The following is a 16,787-nucleotide window of genomic DNA, read 5'->3' on the forward strand; positions in this document are numbered from 1 at the left end:
GATGAAGGTCGTCGCGAGGTGTGAGGCAGATCACACAAAACTGTACGGAGGTCGGGGCTTGCGCTCCGACGAAAGGTGGACCAGGATACTGCTCATAGGGCGTGACGCCTGCCCCCCGTGTGCGTCACGCCCTATCTTTATGCCCGGGCAGATCTCCCCGCCCCGGCGGGTCGCACGGACCGGCGGGCTGGCGCTGGTTAGCGTGGGGTGATGACCCCCTCACCGCTCTTCGCCCGGCCTCCCGCGGGGCCCCGCCGCAGCGGCGGACCGGGTCCCGTCGGCGTCGTCGGCGGCCGCTCCGAGGGCGGCGAGCCCGACGCCGCCCCCAGCGCCCGCGCGCGCACCGTCGAGGACGCCGCCCAGCAGTGGCGTGAGCGGCTCGTCGCGCTCAGCGGCGCCAGCGCCCTCTCCGACGTCAGCATGCTCGGTGAGGCCGTCATCGACCTCACCGCGGCGCACCCCTCCGGGATCGCCCAGCTCTACTCCGGGCGCGCCACCCGGCTGTCCAACCTCGTCCGCGAGGGCGGCGCCCTCGTCGCGGCCCGCCGCTCCGCCCGCACCGTCGTCGCCCGCACCGACGAGCTCGCCCAGCGCTACGGCGTGGCCCCCACCTACCTCGCCGCCGGCATCGCCTCGTGGACCGAGCTGCCGCCGCCCGCGCCCGTGACGGACGACGACGGCGATGCCGACGCCGACGCCGACGCCGACGCCCCGGCCGGTGGGGCGACCGCCGCCGAGCCGCGGACCGTGCGGGCGCCGGTGCTGCTGCGCCCCGTGCGCCTGACCCCCCGCGGCGGGCAGGTCGCCGACCTCGACCTCGAGCTCGAGCCGGCGGTCGACCTCAACACCGTCCTCGTGCGGGCGCTGCGCTCGCGCGGGGTGAACGCCGACCTCCACACCATCGCCGCCGGCGCCCTCACCTCCGACGGCTTCTCCCCGCGGGCCGCGCTCGGCCGGATCGCCCTCCTCGGCGAGGAGCACCTGCCCGACTTCACCCTCGAGGAGCGGGTCCTCATCGGTCCCTTCGTCCACCCGGGCCAGGTGCTCGTCGAGGACCTCGAGGCCATGCACGACGACCTCGTCGGCCACGACGTCGTCGCCGCGCTCGCCGGGGACGAGGACGCGCGCGCCGCCCTCGACCGGGTCCTGCCCGAGCGGGCGGGCGCGGACCGTCAGCCCCAGGCCGAGCGGGGCGTCGGGGACCTGGACCCCGACCAGCAGCGGGTCATCGACGCCGTCGCCGCCGGCACCGACGTCTTCATCGACGCGCCTCCGGGCGCCGACGTGCCGGGGACCCTCGCCGCCGTCGTCGCCGACGCCGTCGCCTCGGGCCGGCGGGTGCTCTACGTGCCCGGCACGCGACGCGTGGGGCGCGCGCTCGTCGAGGAGCTCGACCGGCTCGGGCTGCGCGAGCTCGTCCTGGACCTGGCCACCGACACGGGATGGCGGGCGGGTGCTCCGCAGGAGCTGCGCACCGGGCTCACCGCCGAGGAGCCGCCGAGCGAGGTCGACACCGTCCGTGCGGTACGCGCCGAGCTCGTGTCCGTGCGTGAGCGCCTCGCCGCCTACGTCACCGCCCTCCACACCTCGCGCCAGCCGTGGGGCTGCTCCGCGCACGCCGCACTGCTCGCCCTCGCCGAGCTGACCGCCGCCCGGCCCGGTCCGCGCACCGAGGTGCGCCTCCCCGCCGGCACCGTCCGCGACCTCGCCGGCGACCGCCGCGAGCACGCCCGGGAGCGTCTCGTCCGGGCCGCGTCCCTCGGCGCCTTCGACCTGCGCCCCCACGACACCCCCTGGTACGGCGTCCGCCTGGACAGCGCCGACGCCGCCCGCCAGGCACTGGAGCGCACCCAGCGGCTCGCCGGGGTCGAGCTGCCCCGCGTCCTGGAGGACGTCGGACGCACCACGCGCGAGACCGGCATCACCGAGGCGGTGACCCTGCGCGGGTGGCTCGAGCAGCTCGAGATGCTCGACGGCGTCCGTTCCGCGCTCGACGTCTTCGTCCCGCAGGTCTTCGAGCGGTCCGCCGCCGACATGGTCATCGCCACCTCCACGCGCTCGTGGCGCAAGGAGCACGGCGTCACCATGTCCTTCGGCACGCGCCGGCGGCTGCGCAAGCAGGCCAAGGACCTGCTGCGCCCGGGCCGCCCGGTGACCGACCTCCACACCGAGCTCGTCCACGTCCAGGAGCAGCGCGAGGTGTGGCGCCGCCACTGCCCCACCGGCGGTTGGCCGCGGCTGCCCGAGGGCCTGTCGGAGATGACGCGCCACGCGCGCGCCGTCGAGGCGGACGTGCTCGCCCTCCAGGACGTCGTCGGCGCGGGGGCGGGCAAGCCCGACCTCCTCGACCTCCCGCTCGCCGACCTCGCCGCGCTCATGACCGCCCTCGGTGGTGACGGCGAGGCGGTGCGGCTCATGCCGGAGCGCACGGCCGTGCTCGCCGACCTCGAGGCCCTCGGCCTGGGAGAGCTCGTCGCGGACCTCACCGATCGGCGCGTCGTCGCCGCGCTCGCCGGCGCGGAGCTCGACCTCGCCTGGTGGGCCTCCGTGCTCGAGGAGATCCTCCGCACCGACCCCGCGCTCGCGGGCTACGACGGCCCCGGGCTCGTCGCTCTGGCGGAGCGCTTCCGCGAGCTCGACGCCGCCCACGTCCGCACCCTGCCCGGCCCGGTCCGCCGCGCCGTCGTCCGCCGGCTGCGGGCCCTGGTCCGCGACCGCCGTGACGAGGCCGCCCAGCTCGAGGCGGAGCTGGGCACCGGCGTCGACCTGCGGCGCACCTACGCCCGCCACCCCGAGCTCCTCGGCGCGGTCCGGCCCGGCTGGGTGGTGCCGCCGGTCCTCGTGCCCCAGCTCCTGCCGCCCACGCGGAGCGTCGACCTCGTCATCCTCGACGGCGTCCACCACCTGCCCACCGAGCAGGCCGTCGGCGCCATCACCCGAGGCAGCCAGGTCGTGCTCGTCGGTGACTCCCGCCGCGGCGGCGACGGGCTCGTCTCCGAGCTCGCCCCGCTCCTGCCCGTCCTCACGCTGCCCACCGACCGCGCCGAGCGCGAGGAGTCGATCGCGGCCTTCCTCGCCCGCCACGGCTACGAGGACGTCATCCAGCCGGTGCCGGACCCGCCGTCACCGGGCCGCATCACCCTCGAGCTCGTCGAGGGCTTCGGGATGCCCGCTCCCGGGGCGGACGCGGTCGAGAGCGTCCAGGCCGAGGTGGACCGGGTCGTCGACCTCGTCATCGAGCACGCCCTGACGTCGCCGGAGCAGTCGCTCGCCGTCGTCGCCCTCAACGCCCGGCACGCCGACCGGGTGCGCGAGGCGGTCATCTCCGCCGTGTCGGGCTCCTCGGCGGTGGCCCGCTTCTTCGCCGCCGACCGGGAGGAGCCCTTCGTCGTCGTCGACGCGGACGGCGCCGGCGGCCTGCGGCGCGACACCGTCGTCCTCACCCTCGGCTACGCCAAGACCCCCCACGGGCGGGTGCTCCACAGCTTCGGCGCGATCAGCGGACCGGACGGCAAGGCGTGCCTCATCGACGCGCTCGACGCCGTCCGCGAGCGGCTCGTCGTCGTCTCCTGCGTCGGGCCGGGCGAGATCGACCGCGGCCGGCTCCACACCCCCGGCCCGCTCCTCCTCGCCGACATCGTCGACTGGGCCGCCGACCCGCAGCCCGTCCAGGACGTCGACGGCGTCGGCGCGGCCCCCGACCCGCTCCTCGTCGACCTCGCCGAGCGGCTGTGGCGGCTGGGTCTGACGGTCGTGCCGCAGTACGGCGTCGAGGGCGGGGTGCGGATCCCGCTCGCGATCGGGCACCCTGACCTTCCCGGTGAGCTGCTCGTCGCCGTCCTCACCGACGACGCCGCGTACGTCGCCGAGCCCAACCTGCGCCGTCGCGAGCGGCACTGGGTGCAGCGGCTCGTGTCGCGCGGGTGGCGGGTGCACATGGCCTTCTCCACCGCGGTCTTCACCGACCCCCAACGGGAGGCGGAGGCGATCGTCGCGCTCGCGCTCGACGTCGTCGACTCCCGTCGCCGGGCGGCCGACCCGGTCCGGCCCCCGGCGGCGGCGCTGCCGGTCGAGGTCAGCGACACGGACGAGGACCGCACGCCGGAGGAGACGGCGGGTGGCGGTGAGCCGAGCGCCCCGACGCCCGAGGCCGCCGGCGCGCCAGCCGTCGAGGAGCCCGCCGAGACGGACGAGCCGACGACGGACCCCGAGCCGGCGGCGGACCCCGAGCCGACGGCGGGCGGCGACGAGGCCCTGGTGGGGGCCGAGCGCGGCCCCCGCCCGCCGGTGACACCCGGCCTGCCCGTCGGGGCCTACTCCGACGACGAGCTCGACGACCTCGCCGCGTGGATCGACGCCGACGGCACCGAGCGCGACGAGGACGCCCTCGTGGAGGCGCTGCGCGAGGAGCTCGCGCTCACCCGCCGCGGGGTCGAGGTGGACGCCGTGCTGCGCGCCGTCGCCGCACGTCGCCGCTGATGGCCCGCCGCGGCGGGCACCGGCGCGTGGTGGCCCCGCCCACCCGCCTCGGCGCGAGCGAGGAGGGTGCGCTCGTTCCCACCGAGCCGCCCGCCCAGCCGCGGCGCGCCGCGGACGGGCCGCCCACGGCCACGCAGCGCCCCGCGGCGGAACCGGTGCTGCCGGACCGAGCCGGCGAGGACACCGATGCAGCCTGGGGCGAGCTGCCCGAGGGCGCCGACGACGCTCGCTACCTGCGGGACAAGCCGCCCCACTGGCAGTAGCCCGCTACGGGCGCGTGGCCTGCGCCTTGAGGAGGTCGCGGATCTCCTGGAGCAGGATGACGTCTTCGGCCGGTGCCTCGGGCTCCGGCTCCTGGCCTCGCTTGCGCCGCTCCTGGAAGGTGTTCATCGGCATGACGAACACGAAGTAGACGACGGCGGCGGTGATGAGGAAGACGACGATCGCGTTGACGATCGCGGAGAAGTTCACGAGCGTGTCCGGCCGGCCGGAGATGATCTCGAAGCCCCACCCCTCCACGTCCGCGCTCCCGATGGAGTTGACGACCGGCGTGATGATGCTCGACACGATCGTGTCGACGATGGCCGCGAAGGCTGATCCGATGACCACCGCGACCGCCAGGTCGATGACGTTGCCGCGGGTGATGAAGTCCCTGAATCCCTTGAGCACAGCTCGCTCCTCCCACTCCTGGTCCGGGACCGCCCCGGCCGGTCCGCACACTAGACCCACGGCTGCGTCCTCCACCTGTCGCGTCGCCGCCGCGGCGCCAGGCCGTCACACCAGCGGGAACGGTGTGGCCACCCCCCTCCCGGGAGCGGGGGACAGAGTGCCCGGCCGCTAGCCGGGGAGGACCACGCGCAACGGTGCCCACGCGCTCGCCCCCACGACGTCCGGTGCCACCCCGCGCGGGACGGCCACGAAGACGAGTGACGCCGGCTCCTCCCCGCCGAGCAGGCCGCCCCCACCGTCCTCCTCGAGCGCCACGACGAGCGCCCCGGCCGCCACCACCTGCGCCCCGCCCTCGCTCGCCGCCGCGTCCGCCGCCGCCGCGAGGAGGTCGACCCGGTCCCCGGGGCGGAGCGTCCGGGCCACCGCGGCGTCCGCGAGCCGCACGGGCACGACGACCTCACCGGGGGCGGTGCCCGCTGCCAGTCCCGGCCCCACGAGCACCTCCTCGGCCAGCGGGAACCCGGCGGGCAGCCCCACCGCCAGGCGGTGACCGACCGCCTGCGTCGGGGTGCGCAGCATGCGGGCCGCGACGAGCTCCCGCGGCAGCCGGGCGGTGAGGACGTCGGAGTCCGCCAGGGGGGCACCCGCCGCGACGTCGCGCGCGAGCACGACGACGCCCACCGTCGCCGGTGCCGGGGGCCTCACCTCCTGCACCACCACACCCACCGCGGACACGACGCTCACGGCGAGCAGGACGTGGCGCCAGCGCCACAGCATGCGGCGCACGCGCGCCCGGCGGCGGCGTGACGGGGGTACCGGCGGGGAGGACATGGGCCGACCGTAGGGCCCGGCGGGGACCCGACCACGGCGGGCGGGTCAGGACTGTGGGTGTGAGGTACGCCGGCGGCGTCGGGGGAGGAGTCACGGCGCGGAGCCGCCCTGTCGTCGGCGGTTCCGGTTACCCTCGGCAGGTGCGTGGCTCCCACCTTCTGCAGCGCCTGGCGATCGTCGTCGCGGCCGTCCTCGTCGTCATCCTCGTGGCGGGCGTGGCGCTCGCGGCCGTCCTGGTGCGCAGACCGCTGCCCGACTACGGGGGCGAGACCACGCTGCGGATCCTCTCCTCCGAGGTCGAGGTGCTGCGTGACGAGCGCGGGGTGCCGCAGATCTACGCGGACACCGACACCGACCTCATGCGCGCCCAGGGCTACGTCCACGCCCAGGACCGCTTCTTCGAGATGGACTACCGGCGCCACGTCACGGCCGGCCGCGTCTCCGAGCTCGTCGGCGAGAACGAGAGTGCCCTCGCCGCGGACCAGGTCATCCGCACCCTCGGCTGGCGCCGCGTCGCCGAGCAGGAGTGGGACCTGCTCAGCGAGGAGAGCCGCGCGCTGTTCGAGGCCTACGCCGATGGCGTCAACGCCTACCTCGACTCCCGCGAGGCCAGCCAGCTCGGGGTCGAGTACACCGTGCTCGGCATCGTCACCGACCTCGGTGAGATCGCACCGTGGACGCCGATCGACTCCCTCGCCTGGCTCAAGGCGATGGCCTGGGACCTGGCCGCGAACGTCGACGACGAGCTGGGCCGCGCCACCGCGGTCCGCGCCCTCGGCGGGGACATCTCCCGCGTCGGGCAGATCTACCCGGCCTACCCCGAGGCGCAGAACCTCCCGATCATCCCGCCGCCCGACGCGACCGACCCCGAGGCCACCGTCGAGGACGCCTCCTGGCCCGCGCCCGCCGGCGTCGCCGACGCCGTGGAGAGCGCCCATGCCGCCGTCCAGGCCACGCCGCGCCTCCTCGGTGAGGGCGAGGGCATCGGCTCGAACTCCTTCGTCGTGTCCGGGGAGCACACCGCCACCGGGCTGCCGGTGCTCGCCAACGACCCGCACCTCGGCATCAGCGCCCCGGGCATCTGGCACCAGGTGGGCCTGCACTGCCGCGAGATCACCACCCTGTGCACCTTCGACGTCGCGGGCTTCGACTTCGCCGGCATGCCCGGCGTCATCATCGGGCACAACGCCGAGCTGGCGTGGGGGCTGACGAACCTCGGAGCGGACGTCGTCGACTTCTTCCTCGAGCGTGTCTACGACGACGGCACCTACCTCCGCGGGGACGAGCGCGTCCCGCTCACCCGGCGCACCGAGACGATCGCCGTCAACGGCGGCACGGACGTGTCCCTCGCCGTCGCGGCCACCTCCCACGGGCCGATCGTCTCGGGGATCCTGCCCGACACCGCCGCGGCGAACAGCTCCCCGGTGCCCGACGGCTCGCCCTCCCCCGGGTTCGGGGGCTACGCGGTGGCGATGTCGTGGACGGCGCTGACCCCCGGCCGGACCGGGGACGCGATCTTCGCGCTCAACCGCGCAACGAACGCCGAGGACGTCGCCGCGGCGGCCGCCCTGTTCGAGGTCCCCGCGCAGAACATCGTCTTCGCCACGACCGACGGCGACATCGGCTACCAGGCCCCCGGCCGCGTCCCGGTCCGGCAGGCGGTCGCGGACGGCCCGGTCCCCTCCGACGGCAGCTGGCCCCGCCCCGGCTGGGACGGACGCTACGACTGGGCCGGTTACGTGCCCGCCGCCGACATGCCGAGCGCGCTCAACCCGGAGGAGGGCTTCATCGTCGCGGCGAACCAGGCGGTGCTCCCCGCCGGCCAGGGCCCCTTCCTCACCGGCGACTGGGACTACGGCTTCCGCTCCCAGCGGCTGCGCGAGCTCATCTCCGGGGCCATCGCCGACGGCACCGCGATCGACGCCGAGTGGGCCAACGCGGCGATGAACGACGAGGCCAGCGCCTACGCCGAGCACCTCGTGCCGGCGCTGCTCGATGTCACGGTCCCCGACGCCTTCGTCCGCGAGGCCGTCGACCTCCTCGAGGAGTGGGCCGCGGACGGCTACCAGCAGAGCGGTGACTCCGCTGCCGCCGCCTACTTCGCCGCCGTCTGGGCGAACCTCCTGGACCTCACCTTCGCCGACGACCTGCCCGCCACGCTCGCCCCCGACGGCGGCAGCCGGTGGCTCGTCGTCGTCGACCGGCTCCTCGAGGACCCGACGAACGCGTGGTGGGACGACCGGCGGACGATCAACCTCGTCGAGAGCCGCGACGAGATCCTCCTCCAGGCGCTCGTCGCCGCCCGCAACGAGCTCACCCAGACGCTGGGCAAGAACCCCGAGGACTGGCAGTGGTCACGGCTTCACGTCGCCGCCCCCCAGCACCCCGTGCTCGGTGACGGCGTGCCGGCGCCGGTCTCGTGGTTCGCCAACCCGAGCCCCGTGGGTGTGGGCGGTGGCTCGAGCATCGTCAACGCGACCGGCTGGGACGCGAGCGCCGAGGTGGAGGGCCGGCGGGACTACCGGGTGACGAGCGTGCCCTCGATGCGCATGGCCGTCGAGCTGGGTGACCTCGACCGGTCCCTGTGGGTGAACTTCACCGGCGTCTCCGGGCACCCGGCCGACGACCACTACGCCGACCAGCTGGGGGCATGGGCCGCTGGCGAGGCCTTCCCCTGGCCCTTCAGCCGCGCCGCGGTCGACGAGGCCGCGGCGAGCACCCGCACCCTGCGCCACCCCGGCTGACGCGCGCCCCGCCTCCCACCCCCGAAAACTTCGCAGTTGGTCACCTGGGTGACGCCCAGAGGGCCCTGAGGCGTCAGGCAACCCACCAATTGCGAAGTTGTGGGGGTCAGGGGGTGGGGGTGTGGGCGAAGGGGGAGCCGTCGATGAGGAACCAGCGCTCCTCGGTGATGACGGCGTCCACGGGGATGTCGTGCTCGGCGCGTGGCAGGTGGGCGTCGACGATGAGCTCGGCCTCGTGGACCATCGCGAGCACCGGGGCGTCGGGCGCGCGATGGAGGAGCGCCCGGTCGTACCAGCCCCCACCCTGCCCCAGCCGGATCCCGCTCCGGTCGACGGCGAGGGCCGGGGCGATGACGACCTCCGCCTCGGCCAGCGCCTCCGGGGGGAGCACCTCGCCCTCCGGCTCGAGCGGGCGGCCGGGCGCGCGCTGCGCCAGGTGCTCGCGGCTCGTGTACTCCCCCCAGCAGCGCGCGAGCCCCGGGCCGAGGACGGGGAGCAGGAGCCGGATCCCGCGCTCCTGGAGGGCGTCGATGAGGAGGCTCGTGTCCGGCTCGGTGGACGCGGAGACGTAGGCGGCGACGCAGCGGGCACCGCCCACCGCCTGGACGCCGTGCTCGGCGAAGGCCGCAGCCGCCTCCTCACGCTGACGCGGGGAGCGTGCCGCCCGGGACGTCCGGACGGTCTCGCGCAGGGCGCTCTTCGCGTCCTCCAGCTCCAGTCCGGCCGTGCTGGGGAAGCGGATCGCCGTCGACATGTGTCCAGTCTTCCACGCCGGGGCCCGTCCGTGGGGGCGCCGCGCCTCCCTCCGGCGGACCCGGCGCGTGCTCGGTAGCCTTCGGGCATGACAGAGCAGAGCTTCACCCCGGTCCTCAAGGCTGTCGTCCCGGTCGCCGGGCTCGGCACCCGTTTCGTGCCCGCCACCAAGGCGGTGGCCAAGGAGATGCTGCCGGTCGTCGACCGGCCCGCGATCCAGTACGTCGTCGAGGAGATCGCCGCGGCAGGCATCGAGGACGTCCTCCTCGTCACCGCCCGTGGCAAGTCCGCGATCGAGGACCACTTCGACCGCAACGTCGAGCTCGAGGCGGCGCTGGAGGCCAAAGGCGACGAGGACCGCCTCGCCGAGGTCCGCCGTCCCACCGCCCTCGCCGACATCCACGCCGTCCGTCAGGGCACGCCCAAGGGCCTGGGCCACGCCGTGCTGTGCGGGCGTGAGCACGTGGGCGACGAGCCCTTCGCGGTGCTGCTCGGGGACGACCTCATCGACGCCCGCGACCCGATCCTGCCGACGATGATCGACGTCCAGCAGCGCCTGGGCGGCTCCGTCATCGCGCTGCTCGAGGTCGAGCCCTCGCAGATCAACCTCTACGGCGCGGCCGCCGTCGAGCCCGTCTCCCTCGCGGGGATCCCCGACGGCGACGTCGTCACCGTCACCGAGCTCGTCGAGAAGCCCCCCGTGGAGGAGGCGCCCTCGAACCTCGCCGTCATCGGCCGCTACGTGCTGTCCCCGGCCGTGTTCGACGTCCTGGAGGGGACCGAGCCCGGCCGCGGCAACGAGATCCAGCTGACCGACGCCCTGCAGACCCTCGCCCGGATGCCCGCGAGCGAGGGCGGCGGCGTCCACGGCGTCGTCTTCCGCGGCCGCCGGTACGACACCGGTGACAAGCTCGACTACCTCAAGGCCGTCGTCCAGCTCGCCGTCGACCGCGAGGACCTCGGGCCGGACTTCTCCGCCTGGCTCGAGCAGTTCGTCGCGGGCCGGCACGTCGAGCTCAGCTCCGACCCCGCCGCGAGCCACCCCCGGTGAGAAGCGTCCAGGAGCACCTCGCCGCCTGTCTGGCGGCGGTCGGCCCACAGCCGCCCCTCGAGGTGGTGCTCGCCGACGCCGTCGGGTGCGTGCTCGCCGAGGACGTCCTCGCTCCCCGCGACCTGCCGCTCGCGGACGTCGCCGCGCTGGACGGCTACGCGCTGCGGGCCGGTGACGTCGCCACCGCCACGCCGTCGGCGCCGGTGACCCTGCGGGTGCTCGACGAGGTCCGGGCCGGGAGCGTCGAGCGCACCCGCCTGCCCGCCGGCGTCTGCGTGCGCATCGCGTCGGGTGCGCCGCTGCCGGTGGAGGCCGACGCCGTCGTGCCGGTCGAGCAGACCGACCGCGGCACGGCGAAGGTCGAGGTCCGCACGGCCGCGGCCGTGGGGGAGAACGTCAACCGGCGCGCCCAGGACGTCCGCGCCGGGGAGGTCGTCCTCCCGGCGGGCGAGCGGGTGGGGGCCCGGCAGGTCGCGCTCCTGTCCGCCGTCGGTCGCGGCCGTGTGACGGTGCACCCGCGCCCGCGCGTCGTCGTGATCTCCGTCGGTGACGAGCTCGTCGAACCGGGTCAGGCGGCCGCCGCCGGGCAGGTGTACGACGCCAACGGGCACGCCCTGGCCGCCGCGCTGCACGACGCCGGCGCCGCCACCTACCGGGTGGCGGCCGTCCCGGACCAGCGCGGACCGCTGCGCGAGACCCTCGAGGACCAGCTCGTGCGCGCCGACCTCGTCGTCACCACCGGCGGGCTGAGCCACGGCTCCAACGACACCGTCAAGGAGGTGCTCGCCCCGCTCGGGACGGTGCGCTTCGACAATGTCGCCATGTGGCCCGGCCGCCAGCTGGGACTGGGCCACATCGGGGACGGCACTCCCATCTTCGCGCTGCCGGGGCACCCGGTGGCGGCGCAGGTCGCCTACGAGGTCTTCCTGCGCCCGGCGGTGCTGTCGATGGCCGGGTACACCGACCTCTACCGCCCCACCGTGACGGCGACGGCGAGCACCGGCTGGTACTCGCCGGCCGGCCGGCGCGAGTTCGTCCGCGTCACGCTCGCCGGGTCCCCCCGCGAGGGCTACCGGGCCACGCCCGTCGGCTCCCCGAGCCGGCTCCTCCTCAGCGCGCTTGCCCGCGCCAACGCGCTGGCCGTCGTACCGGAGGACCTCACCGACGTCACCGAGGGCACCGCGCTCTCCTGCCTGCTGCTGGACGGCTGATGCTGGAGCACGAGGGCGTCCGGCTGCGACTGCTCCGTTACAACGACCGCGCCGCGTGGGAGCGGGTGCGCCGGGAGAACGTCGAGTGGCTGCGTCCGTGGGAGGCGACGAGCCCCGTCCCGGCGCCGCCCGTGGGCTTCCGCGACTACGTCGCGCAGAGTCGCCGCCAGGGCAGGCGCGGTGAGGCGCTCACCTTCGTCATCGAGGCCGACGGCGAGCTCGTGGGTCAGCTGTCGGTCTCCTCGATCATCCTCGGGGCGCTGCGCGGGGCCTCGATCGGGTACTGGGTGAGCCAGCACGTCGCCGGGCGCGGGATCACCCCGACCGCCGTCGCGATCGCCGCCGACTACTGCTTCACCGTCCTGCGGCTGCACCGCATCGAGATCAACATCCGGCCCGAGAACACGGCGAGCCTGCGGGTGGTGGAGAAGCTCGGCTTCCGCGACGAGGGGCTGCGTGAGCGCTACCTCCACATCGACGGCGACTGGCGCGACCACCGCACCTTCGCGCTCGTCACCGAGGAGGTCCCCGAGGGGCTCCTCGAGCGGTGGACCCGCACGCGCGGGAGACACGCCGCCGACGATCCCGGCGGCGGTGCGCCGCCCGGATAGTTTCGTGCCTGTGGATGTTCAGGGGTGGGTGGTCGTCGGACTAGCCCTCATCCTGTTCGGGTACCTGGTCCCCCACCTCGTGCACAGCCGTCACCAGCTGGCGGAGTCACGGGTTGAGGACCGCTTCTCCGGCACGCTGCGCGTGGTGGCCACCGGGGCGACGGCGAGGCGGTCGTCGCCCGGGGAGCACCACGGGACCCGGGAGAGCAGGCCGTACCTCCACGATCCACGACGACGAACGGAGGCACCCGCCGTGAACAGGCCCACCACCCCCAGCGAGCGGGCCGCCGCCGAGGCGCGGCGACTGGCCCAGCTGCGCGCGGCGCGCGCCGCCGAGATCAGCCGTCGCAAGGCCGCCGCCAAGCGCCGGCTCGTCCTCACGGTCGTGCTGCTCCTCGCGAGCGTCGGTGGCTGGCTCGGCTTCGGCCTGGGCAGCCTGCCGATCGCCCTCGGTGTCGTGCCGACCGTCCTGCTCGCCGGTGTCCTCGTGCTCGGCCGCCGTGCCGCGAAGGTCGCCGCCCGGCGCACCTCGGCCGACCGCGCCGCCATGGCCCGCCTCGAGGTGCGGCCCGCCCCGCGCAGCCGACCGGCACCCTCCGCCCGTCCGGCGGGGTCGGCGGCGTCGAGCGCAGCCGTCCCGCAGGCTGAGCCTGCCGCCACCGAGGAGCCGGCCGAGGCACCCACGTCCGCCGAGCCGGTGCCCGAGACCGCGGCCACCGCCGTCGTCGAGGGGGCGACCGAGGCCGCCGCGCCCGCCGAGCAGCCGGTCGCCCGCAGCTGGACCCCGGTCCAGGTGCCCGTCCCCACCTACACGCTCAAGGCCTCGGCACCGCGCCGGGACATCGCGCCCTACGAGGCGCCCCAGCCCGAGCCCGTCGCCGAGCAGGCGCCCGCGGAGCCCGCGGCACCCGCCGAGCCCGTGGTCGTCGTCTCCGGACTGGCCGGCTCGCCCTACGCGCCCGTCGCCGACCCGGAGCCCGAGGCCACCCCCGCGGCCGAGGCGCTGCCCGCCCGGGGCCTGGACCTCGACTCCGTCCTCGCCCGCCGCCGCGCCGTCGGCGCCTGACGCCTCCTCTCCCCGAGCACGCACTGGCGGTCACCGCGACCGCCCCGTGAGGCGGCGCCGGTGACCGTTTGTGCGTACTCGCCGAGGTGGAGGCGGGGTGCGGGTCGGTCAGATGCCGTCGCGGATGGTCGGGCAGCTCATGCACCGGGGCCCACCCCGCCCGCGGCCGAGCTCCGAGCCCGGCACCTCGATGACCTCGACACCGTGGGAGCGCAGGTAGGCGTTGGTCGTCGTGTTGCGCTCGTAGGCGACGACGACGCCCGGCGCGAGCGCCAGCACGTTGCAGGCGTCGTCCCACTGCTCCCGCTCCGCGCTGAGGGAGTCCTGCGCCGGGGTGAGGATGCGCAGGGAGTCCACACCCAGGGCCTGGGCGATCGACGCGTGCATCTCCTCGGGCGGGTGGTCGGTGACGACGAGCTCGCCGTCGGCGTCCCCGGGGGTGATCCGGTAGGAGGGCAGCGCGCCGAGCCCGGCGTACTCGGTGAAGGTGTGGTCGTCGACCATCGTCATCACGGTGTCCAGGTGCATGAAGGCCCGCTCGTGCGGCAGGGCCAGGGCGACCACCTGCGTCGCCGAGCCCGTCTCGAAGAGGCGCTGGGCGACGCGCTCCACCCCCTGCGGTGTGGTGCGCTCGCTCATCCCGACGAGGACGGCGCCGCGGCCGAGGACGAGGACATCCCCGCCCTCGACGTTGATGCCGGTGCGTCCGCCGGCCCCGCTCCACAGGTGGAAGTCCACGCCCCTGAAGTCGGGGTGGAAGCGGTAGACCGCCTGGTAGTGGAGGGACTCACGCAGGCGCGAGCGCTTGCGCATGTTGCTCACCCCCACGCCGTCGTACACCCACGCGGAGGCGTCGCGCGCGTAGAGGTGGTTGGGCAGGGGCGGGACGACGAACTCGTCCTGCGCGAGGACGTGCAGCGCGACCGAACGGGGCTCGTCGATCCGCTCGAGGAGCTCGCGCTTGGTGAGGCCGCCGACGAGCAGGGTGGTGAGCTCGCCGTCGTCGAGGGTGTTGACCATGTCGAGGACGGGCTGGACGCCGGCGGCACCGAGGAGCGCGGGGCCGAAGGTCTGCTCGACGATGAGGGACCGCGCGGCCGGGACGGCGAGGGTCTCGCGCAGGAGGTCGGTGAAGTAGCGGACCGCGACGCCCTGGTCACGCAGCGCCCGGGCGAAGGCGTCGTGCTCCTCCTCGGCGCGCTCGACCCACAGGATGTCGTCGAAGAGCAGCTCCTCGCGGTTCTGGGGGGTGAGGCGGCGCATCTCCAGTCCGGGCCGGTGGAGGATCACCTCGTGGAGGCGGCCGACCTCGGAGTCCACGTGGTAGGTCATGGCGTCCTCGTCGTCGGGGGTAGTGGCGCCCCTCAACGTACTGCGCGACGCGGCGCCCGGCCCGTCGATCCTGTGACCCACGTCAACGCGGGGCCGGGTTCACTCCCTCCCGACGGCGGTGCTAAAGTGGGCACCGCTCGACCGAGCATGGGGCTATGGCGCAGTTGGTAGCGCGTCTCGTTCGCAATGAGAAGGTCGGGGGTTCGAATCCCCCTAGCTCCACCATCGGCCCTGAGGCGCGGCACCGGACGGTGCCGCGCCTCAGTCGTCTCCGTCGACGGCCGGTAGTCGGACCGTGACGTGCAGTCCGCCGGAGGGGCGCGGCGAGACGACGAGCGTCCCGTCGTGCGAACGGACGATCGTCTCGACGATGGCCAGGCCGAGGCCGACGCCGGCGTGGTCGCCGGTGCGCGTGCGCCCGCCGCCGCGGTGGAAAGGCTCGGTGAGGGTCGAGGCCGCGTCCGCGTTGATCTCCTCCCCGGTGTTCTCGACGGTGAGCGTCGCGACTCCCCGGTGAGCGGTGGTGCTGACCCACACGGCTCCACGTCCGGAGGTGTTGTGCACGATGGCGTTGTGCACGAGGTTCATGGTCATCTGCAGCAGGAGAGCCCGTGAACCGGTCGTCGGGCTGGCGTCCCCCGACGTCTCGAGGACGAGGCCGTGCTTCTCGGCCAGCGGGAGCAGCGTCTCGCCGGCCTCCTCGGCGAGGAGGGACAGGTCGACCGGCTCCCCGGTGCGCCGGTCGGAGCGGCTGAGCAGCAGCAGCGCCTCGGTGAGGTCGATCGCCCGGCCGTTGACCGCGCTGAGACGGTCGAGGAGCTGCGCGCCGTCATGGTGCGGGTCCTTGCGGGCGACGTCGAGGAGGGTCTGCGTGATCGTCAGCGGCGTGCGGAGCTCGTGGGAGGCGTTGGCAGCGAACCGCTGCTGCGCGGCGACGTGTGCCTCGAGCCGGCCGAGCATGTCGTCGAACGCGTCCGCCAGCTCCCGGAACTCGTCCTTCCGCCCCTCGAGGTGGACCCGGTGCGAGAGGTCACCCGTGGCAGCGGTCCGCGTGGCCTCCGTGAGCCGGTGCAGCGGTGCGAGCATCCGGCCGGCGAGAAGCCATCCGCCGACGATGCCGAGGACGAGGAGGAACAGCAGCGCGAGCGCCGCGTTGGGCACGAACGCGTCGACCAGGTCCGAGCGGTTGGGGACGAAGCCGGCCTGCGTCCGTATCGTGCCGTCGGGCACGTAGCGGAGCAGGAACACCCACACGACCGCGAGCAGCAACGTGCCCGCGAGCACGAGGAACCCGGCGTAGCTGAGGGTGAGCCTGAGCCGGGCGCTCATCCCGCCTGCCCTACCCGTCACCGCGGTCCCCTCCAGGCTGCGCACCGGAGTCGATGCGGTACCCCGCACCGGGGACCGTGGTGATGACCCACGGCTCGCCGAGGCGTTTGCGCAGCGCCGAGACCGTGATGCGTACGGCGTTGGTGAACGGGTCGGCGTTCTCGTCCCACGCGCGTTCGAGGAGCTCCTCGGCGCTGACGACACCACCGCCCGCAGCGACGAGGACGTCGAGGACGGCGAACTGCTTACGGGTGAGTGGGACGTATCGGCCGTCGCGAAAGACCTCGCGTCTGAAGGGATCCACCCGCAGGCCGGCGAGGTCCCGCACCGGCGGCCGGTGGTGCGCCCGCCTGCGGTCGAGCGCGCGGAGGCGGAGCACGAGCTCGCGCAGCTCGAAGGGCTTGGTGAGGTAGTCGTCAGCACCGAGCTCGAACCCCGAGGCCTTGTCATCGAGCCGGTCGGCCGCGGTGAGCATGAGGATGGGCATCCCGCTGGCCGTCGCCACGATGCGGCGCGCGACCTCGTCACCGGACGGGCCGGGGACGTCGCGGTCGAGGACGGCGATGTCGTAGGAGTTGACGGTCAGCAGCTCCAGGGCGGTCGCACCGTCACCGGCGACGTCGGCCGCGATCGCCTCCAGGCGCAGACCGTCGCGCACGGCCTCGGCCAGGTAGGGCTCGTCCTCGAGGATCAGCACACGCACCCTCGCGA

13 protein-coding genes and 1 tRNA gene are annotated in these 16,787 nt (G+C 74.9%); 8 read left to right on the plus strand and 6 right to left on the minus strand.

Annotated features, from left to right (window positions below; all coding sequences use genetic code 11):
- Window positions 1–210 precede the first annotated feature (210 nt).
- Both GD632_RS16030 and GD632_RS11465 read left to right on the plus strand, forming a co-directional pair.
- Window positions 211–4,479 carry a hypothetical protein gene (locus GD632_RS16030; protein WP_193311456.1) on the plus strand — a complete coding sequence of 1,423 codons (4,269 nt, stop codon included), beginning with the start codon at window positions 211–213 and terminating at the stop codon, window positions 4,477–4,479.
- Window positions 4,480–4,508: 29 nt separating this feature from the next.
- Window positions 4,509–4,742 carry a hypothetical protein gene (locus GD632_RS11465; RefSeq protein WP_152192258.1) on the plus strand — a complete coding sequence of 78 codons (234 nt, stop codon included), beginning with the start codon at window positions 4,509–4,511 and terminating at the stop codon, window positions 4,740–4,742.
- 4 nt (window positions 4,743–4,746) lie between these two features.
- Here the strand turns inward: GD632_RS11465 and mscL are convergent, their stop codons facing one another.
- Together mscL and GD632_RS16400 are read right to left on the minus strand one after the other, a co-directional pair.
- Window positions 4,747–5,148: a large conductance mechanosensitive channel protein MscL gene (gene mscL / locus GD632_RS11470; protein ID WP_152192260.1), complete on the minus strand. Its 402-nt coding sequence runs from the start codon at window positions 5,146–5,148 to the stop codon at window positions 4,747–4,749.
- Between the two features lie 168 nt (window positions 5,149–5,316).
- On the minus strand, window positions 5,317–5,979 hold the full coding sequence (locus tag GD632_RS16400) for an SAF domain-containing protein (protein ID WP_152192262.1): 663 nt from the start codon (window positions 5,977–5,979) through the stop codon (window positions 5,317–5,319).
- A gap of 140 nt (window positions 5,980–6,119) precedes the next feature.
- Between GD632_RS16400 and GD632_RS11480 the strand changes: the two genes are divergently transcribed.
- Window positions 6,120–8,723, plus strand: coding sequence for a penicillin acylase family protein (locus GD632_RS11480; RefSeq protein ID WP_152192265.1), 2,604 nt, complete (start codon window positions 6,120–6,122; stop codon window positions 8,721–8,723).
- Window positions 8,724–8,829: 106 nt separating this feature from the next.
- On the opposite strand, the gene GD632_RS11485 is transcribed toward GD632_RS11480, so the two are convergent.
- Window positions 8,830–9,477: a 5-formyltetrahydrofolate cyclo-ligase gene (locus tag GD632_RS11485; protein ID WP_152192268.1), complete on the minus strand. Its 648-nt coding sequence runs from the start codon at window positions 9,475–9,477 to the stop codon at window positions 8,830–8,832.
- A gap of 87 nt (window positions 9,478–9,564) precedes the next feature.
- Here GD632_RS11485 and GD632_RS11490 point away from each other — a divergent pair, with 87 nt between their 5' ends.
- The 4 genes from GD632_RS11490 to GD632_RS11505 all read left to right on the plus strand — a co-directional run bounded on the left by GD632_RS11490 (window position 9,565) and on the right by GD632_RS11505 (window position 13,415).
- Window positions 9,565–10,527 (plus strand): UTP--glucose-1-phosphate uridylyltransferase, encoded by a 963-nt coding sequence (locus GD632_RS11490; protein ID WP_152192270.1) that lies wholly within the window; start codon window positions 9,565–9,567, stop codon window positions 10,525–10,527.
- A complete protein-coding gene (locus GD632_RS11495) occupies window positions 10,524–11,738 on the plus strand; it encodes a molybdopterin molybdotransferase MoeA (RefSeq protein WP_152192273.1) in 1,215 nt (404 codons plus the stop codon). The genes GD632_RS11490 and GD632_RS11495 overlap by 4 nt, the downstream gene beginning before the upstream one ends.
- Complete coding sequence (locus GD632_RS11500; protein WP_152192275.1) at window positions 11,738–12,349, plus strand: GNAT family N-acetyltransferase; 612 nt, start codon at window positions 11,738–11,740, stop codon at window positions 12,347–12,349. The genes GD632_RS11495 and GD632_RS11500 overlap by 1 nt, the downstream gene beginning before the upstream one ends.
- Window positions 12,350–12,602: 253 nt before the next feature.
- The gene (locus GD632_RS11505; RefSeq protein ID WP_152192278.1) at window positions 12,603–13,415 is read left to right on the plus strand and encodes a hypothetical protein; all 813 of its coding nucleotides are present in this window, start codon (window positions 12,603–12,605) and stop codon (window positions 13,413–13,415) included.
- 108 nt (window positions 13,416–13,523) lie between these two features.
- On the opposite strand, the gene GD632_RS11510 is transcribed toward GD632_RS11505, so the two are convergent.
- A complete protein-coding gene (locus GD632_RS11510) occupies window positions 13,524–14,747 on the minus strand; it encodes an arginine deiminase (RefSeq protein WP_152192280.1) in 1,224 nt (407 codons plus the stop codon).
- Window positions 14,748–14,896: 149 nt separating this feature from the next.
- Here GD632_RS11510 and GD632_RS11515 point away from each other — a divergent pair.
- A tRNA-Ala gene (locus GD632_RS11515) sits at window positions 14,897–14,972 on the plus strand.
- 36 nt (window positions 14,973–15,008) lie between these two features.
- Here GD632_RS11515 and GD632_RS11520 read toward each other — a convergent pair.
- Both GD632_RS11520 and GD632_RS11525 read right to left on the minus strand, forming a co-directional pair.
- On the minus strand, window positions 15,009–16,076 hold the full coding sequence (locus GD632_RS11520) for a sensor histidine kinase (RefSeq protein WP_152192283.1): 1,068 nt from the start codon (window positions 16,074–16,076) through the stop codon (window positions 15,009–15,011).
- A 10-nt stretch (window positions 16,077–16,086) separates the two neighbouring features.
- The gene (locus GD632_RS11525; protein ID WP_152192285.1) at window positions 16,087–16,779 is read right to left on the minus strand and encodes a response regulator transcription factor; all 693 of its coding nucleotides are present in this window, start codon (window positions 16,777–16,779) and stop codon (window positions 16,087–16,089) included.
- Window positions 16,780–16,787 lie beyond the last annotated feature (8 nt).

This window comes from Georgenia satyanarayanai (assembly GCF_009193135.1).
GTDB classification, from domain to species: Bacteria; Actinomycetota; Actinomycetes; order Actinomycetales; family Actinomycetaceae; genus Oceanitalea; species Oceanitalea satyanarayanai.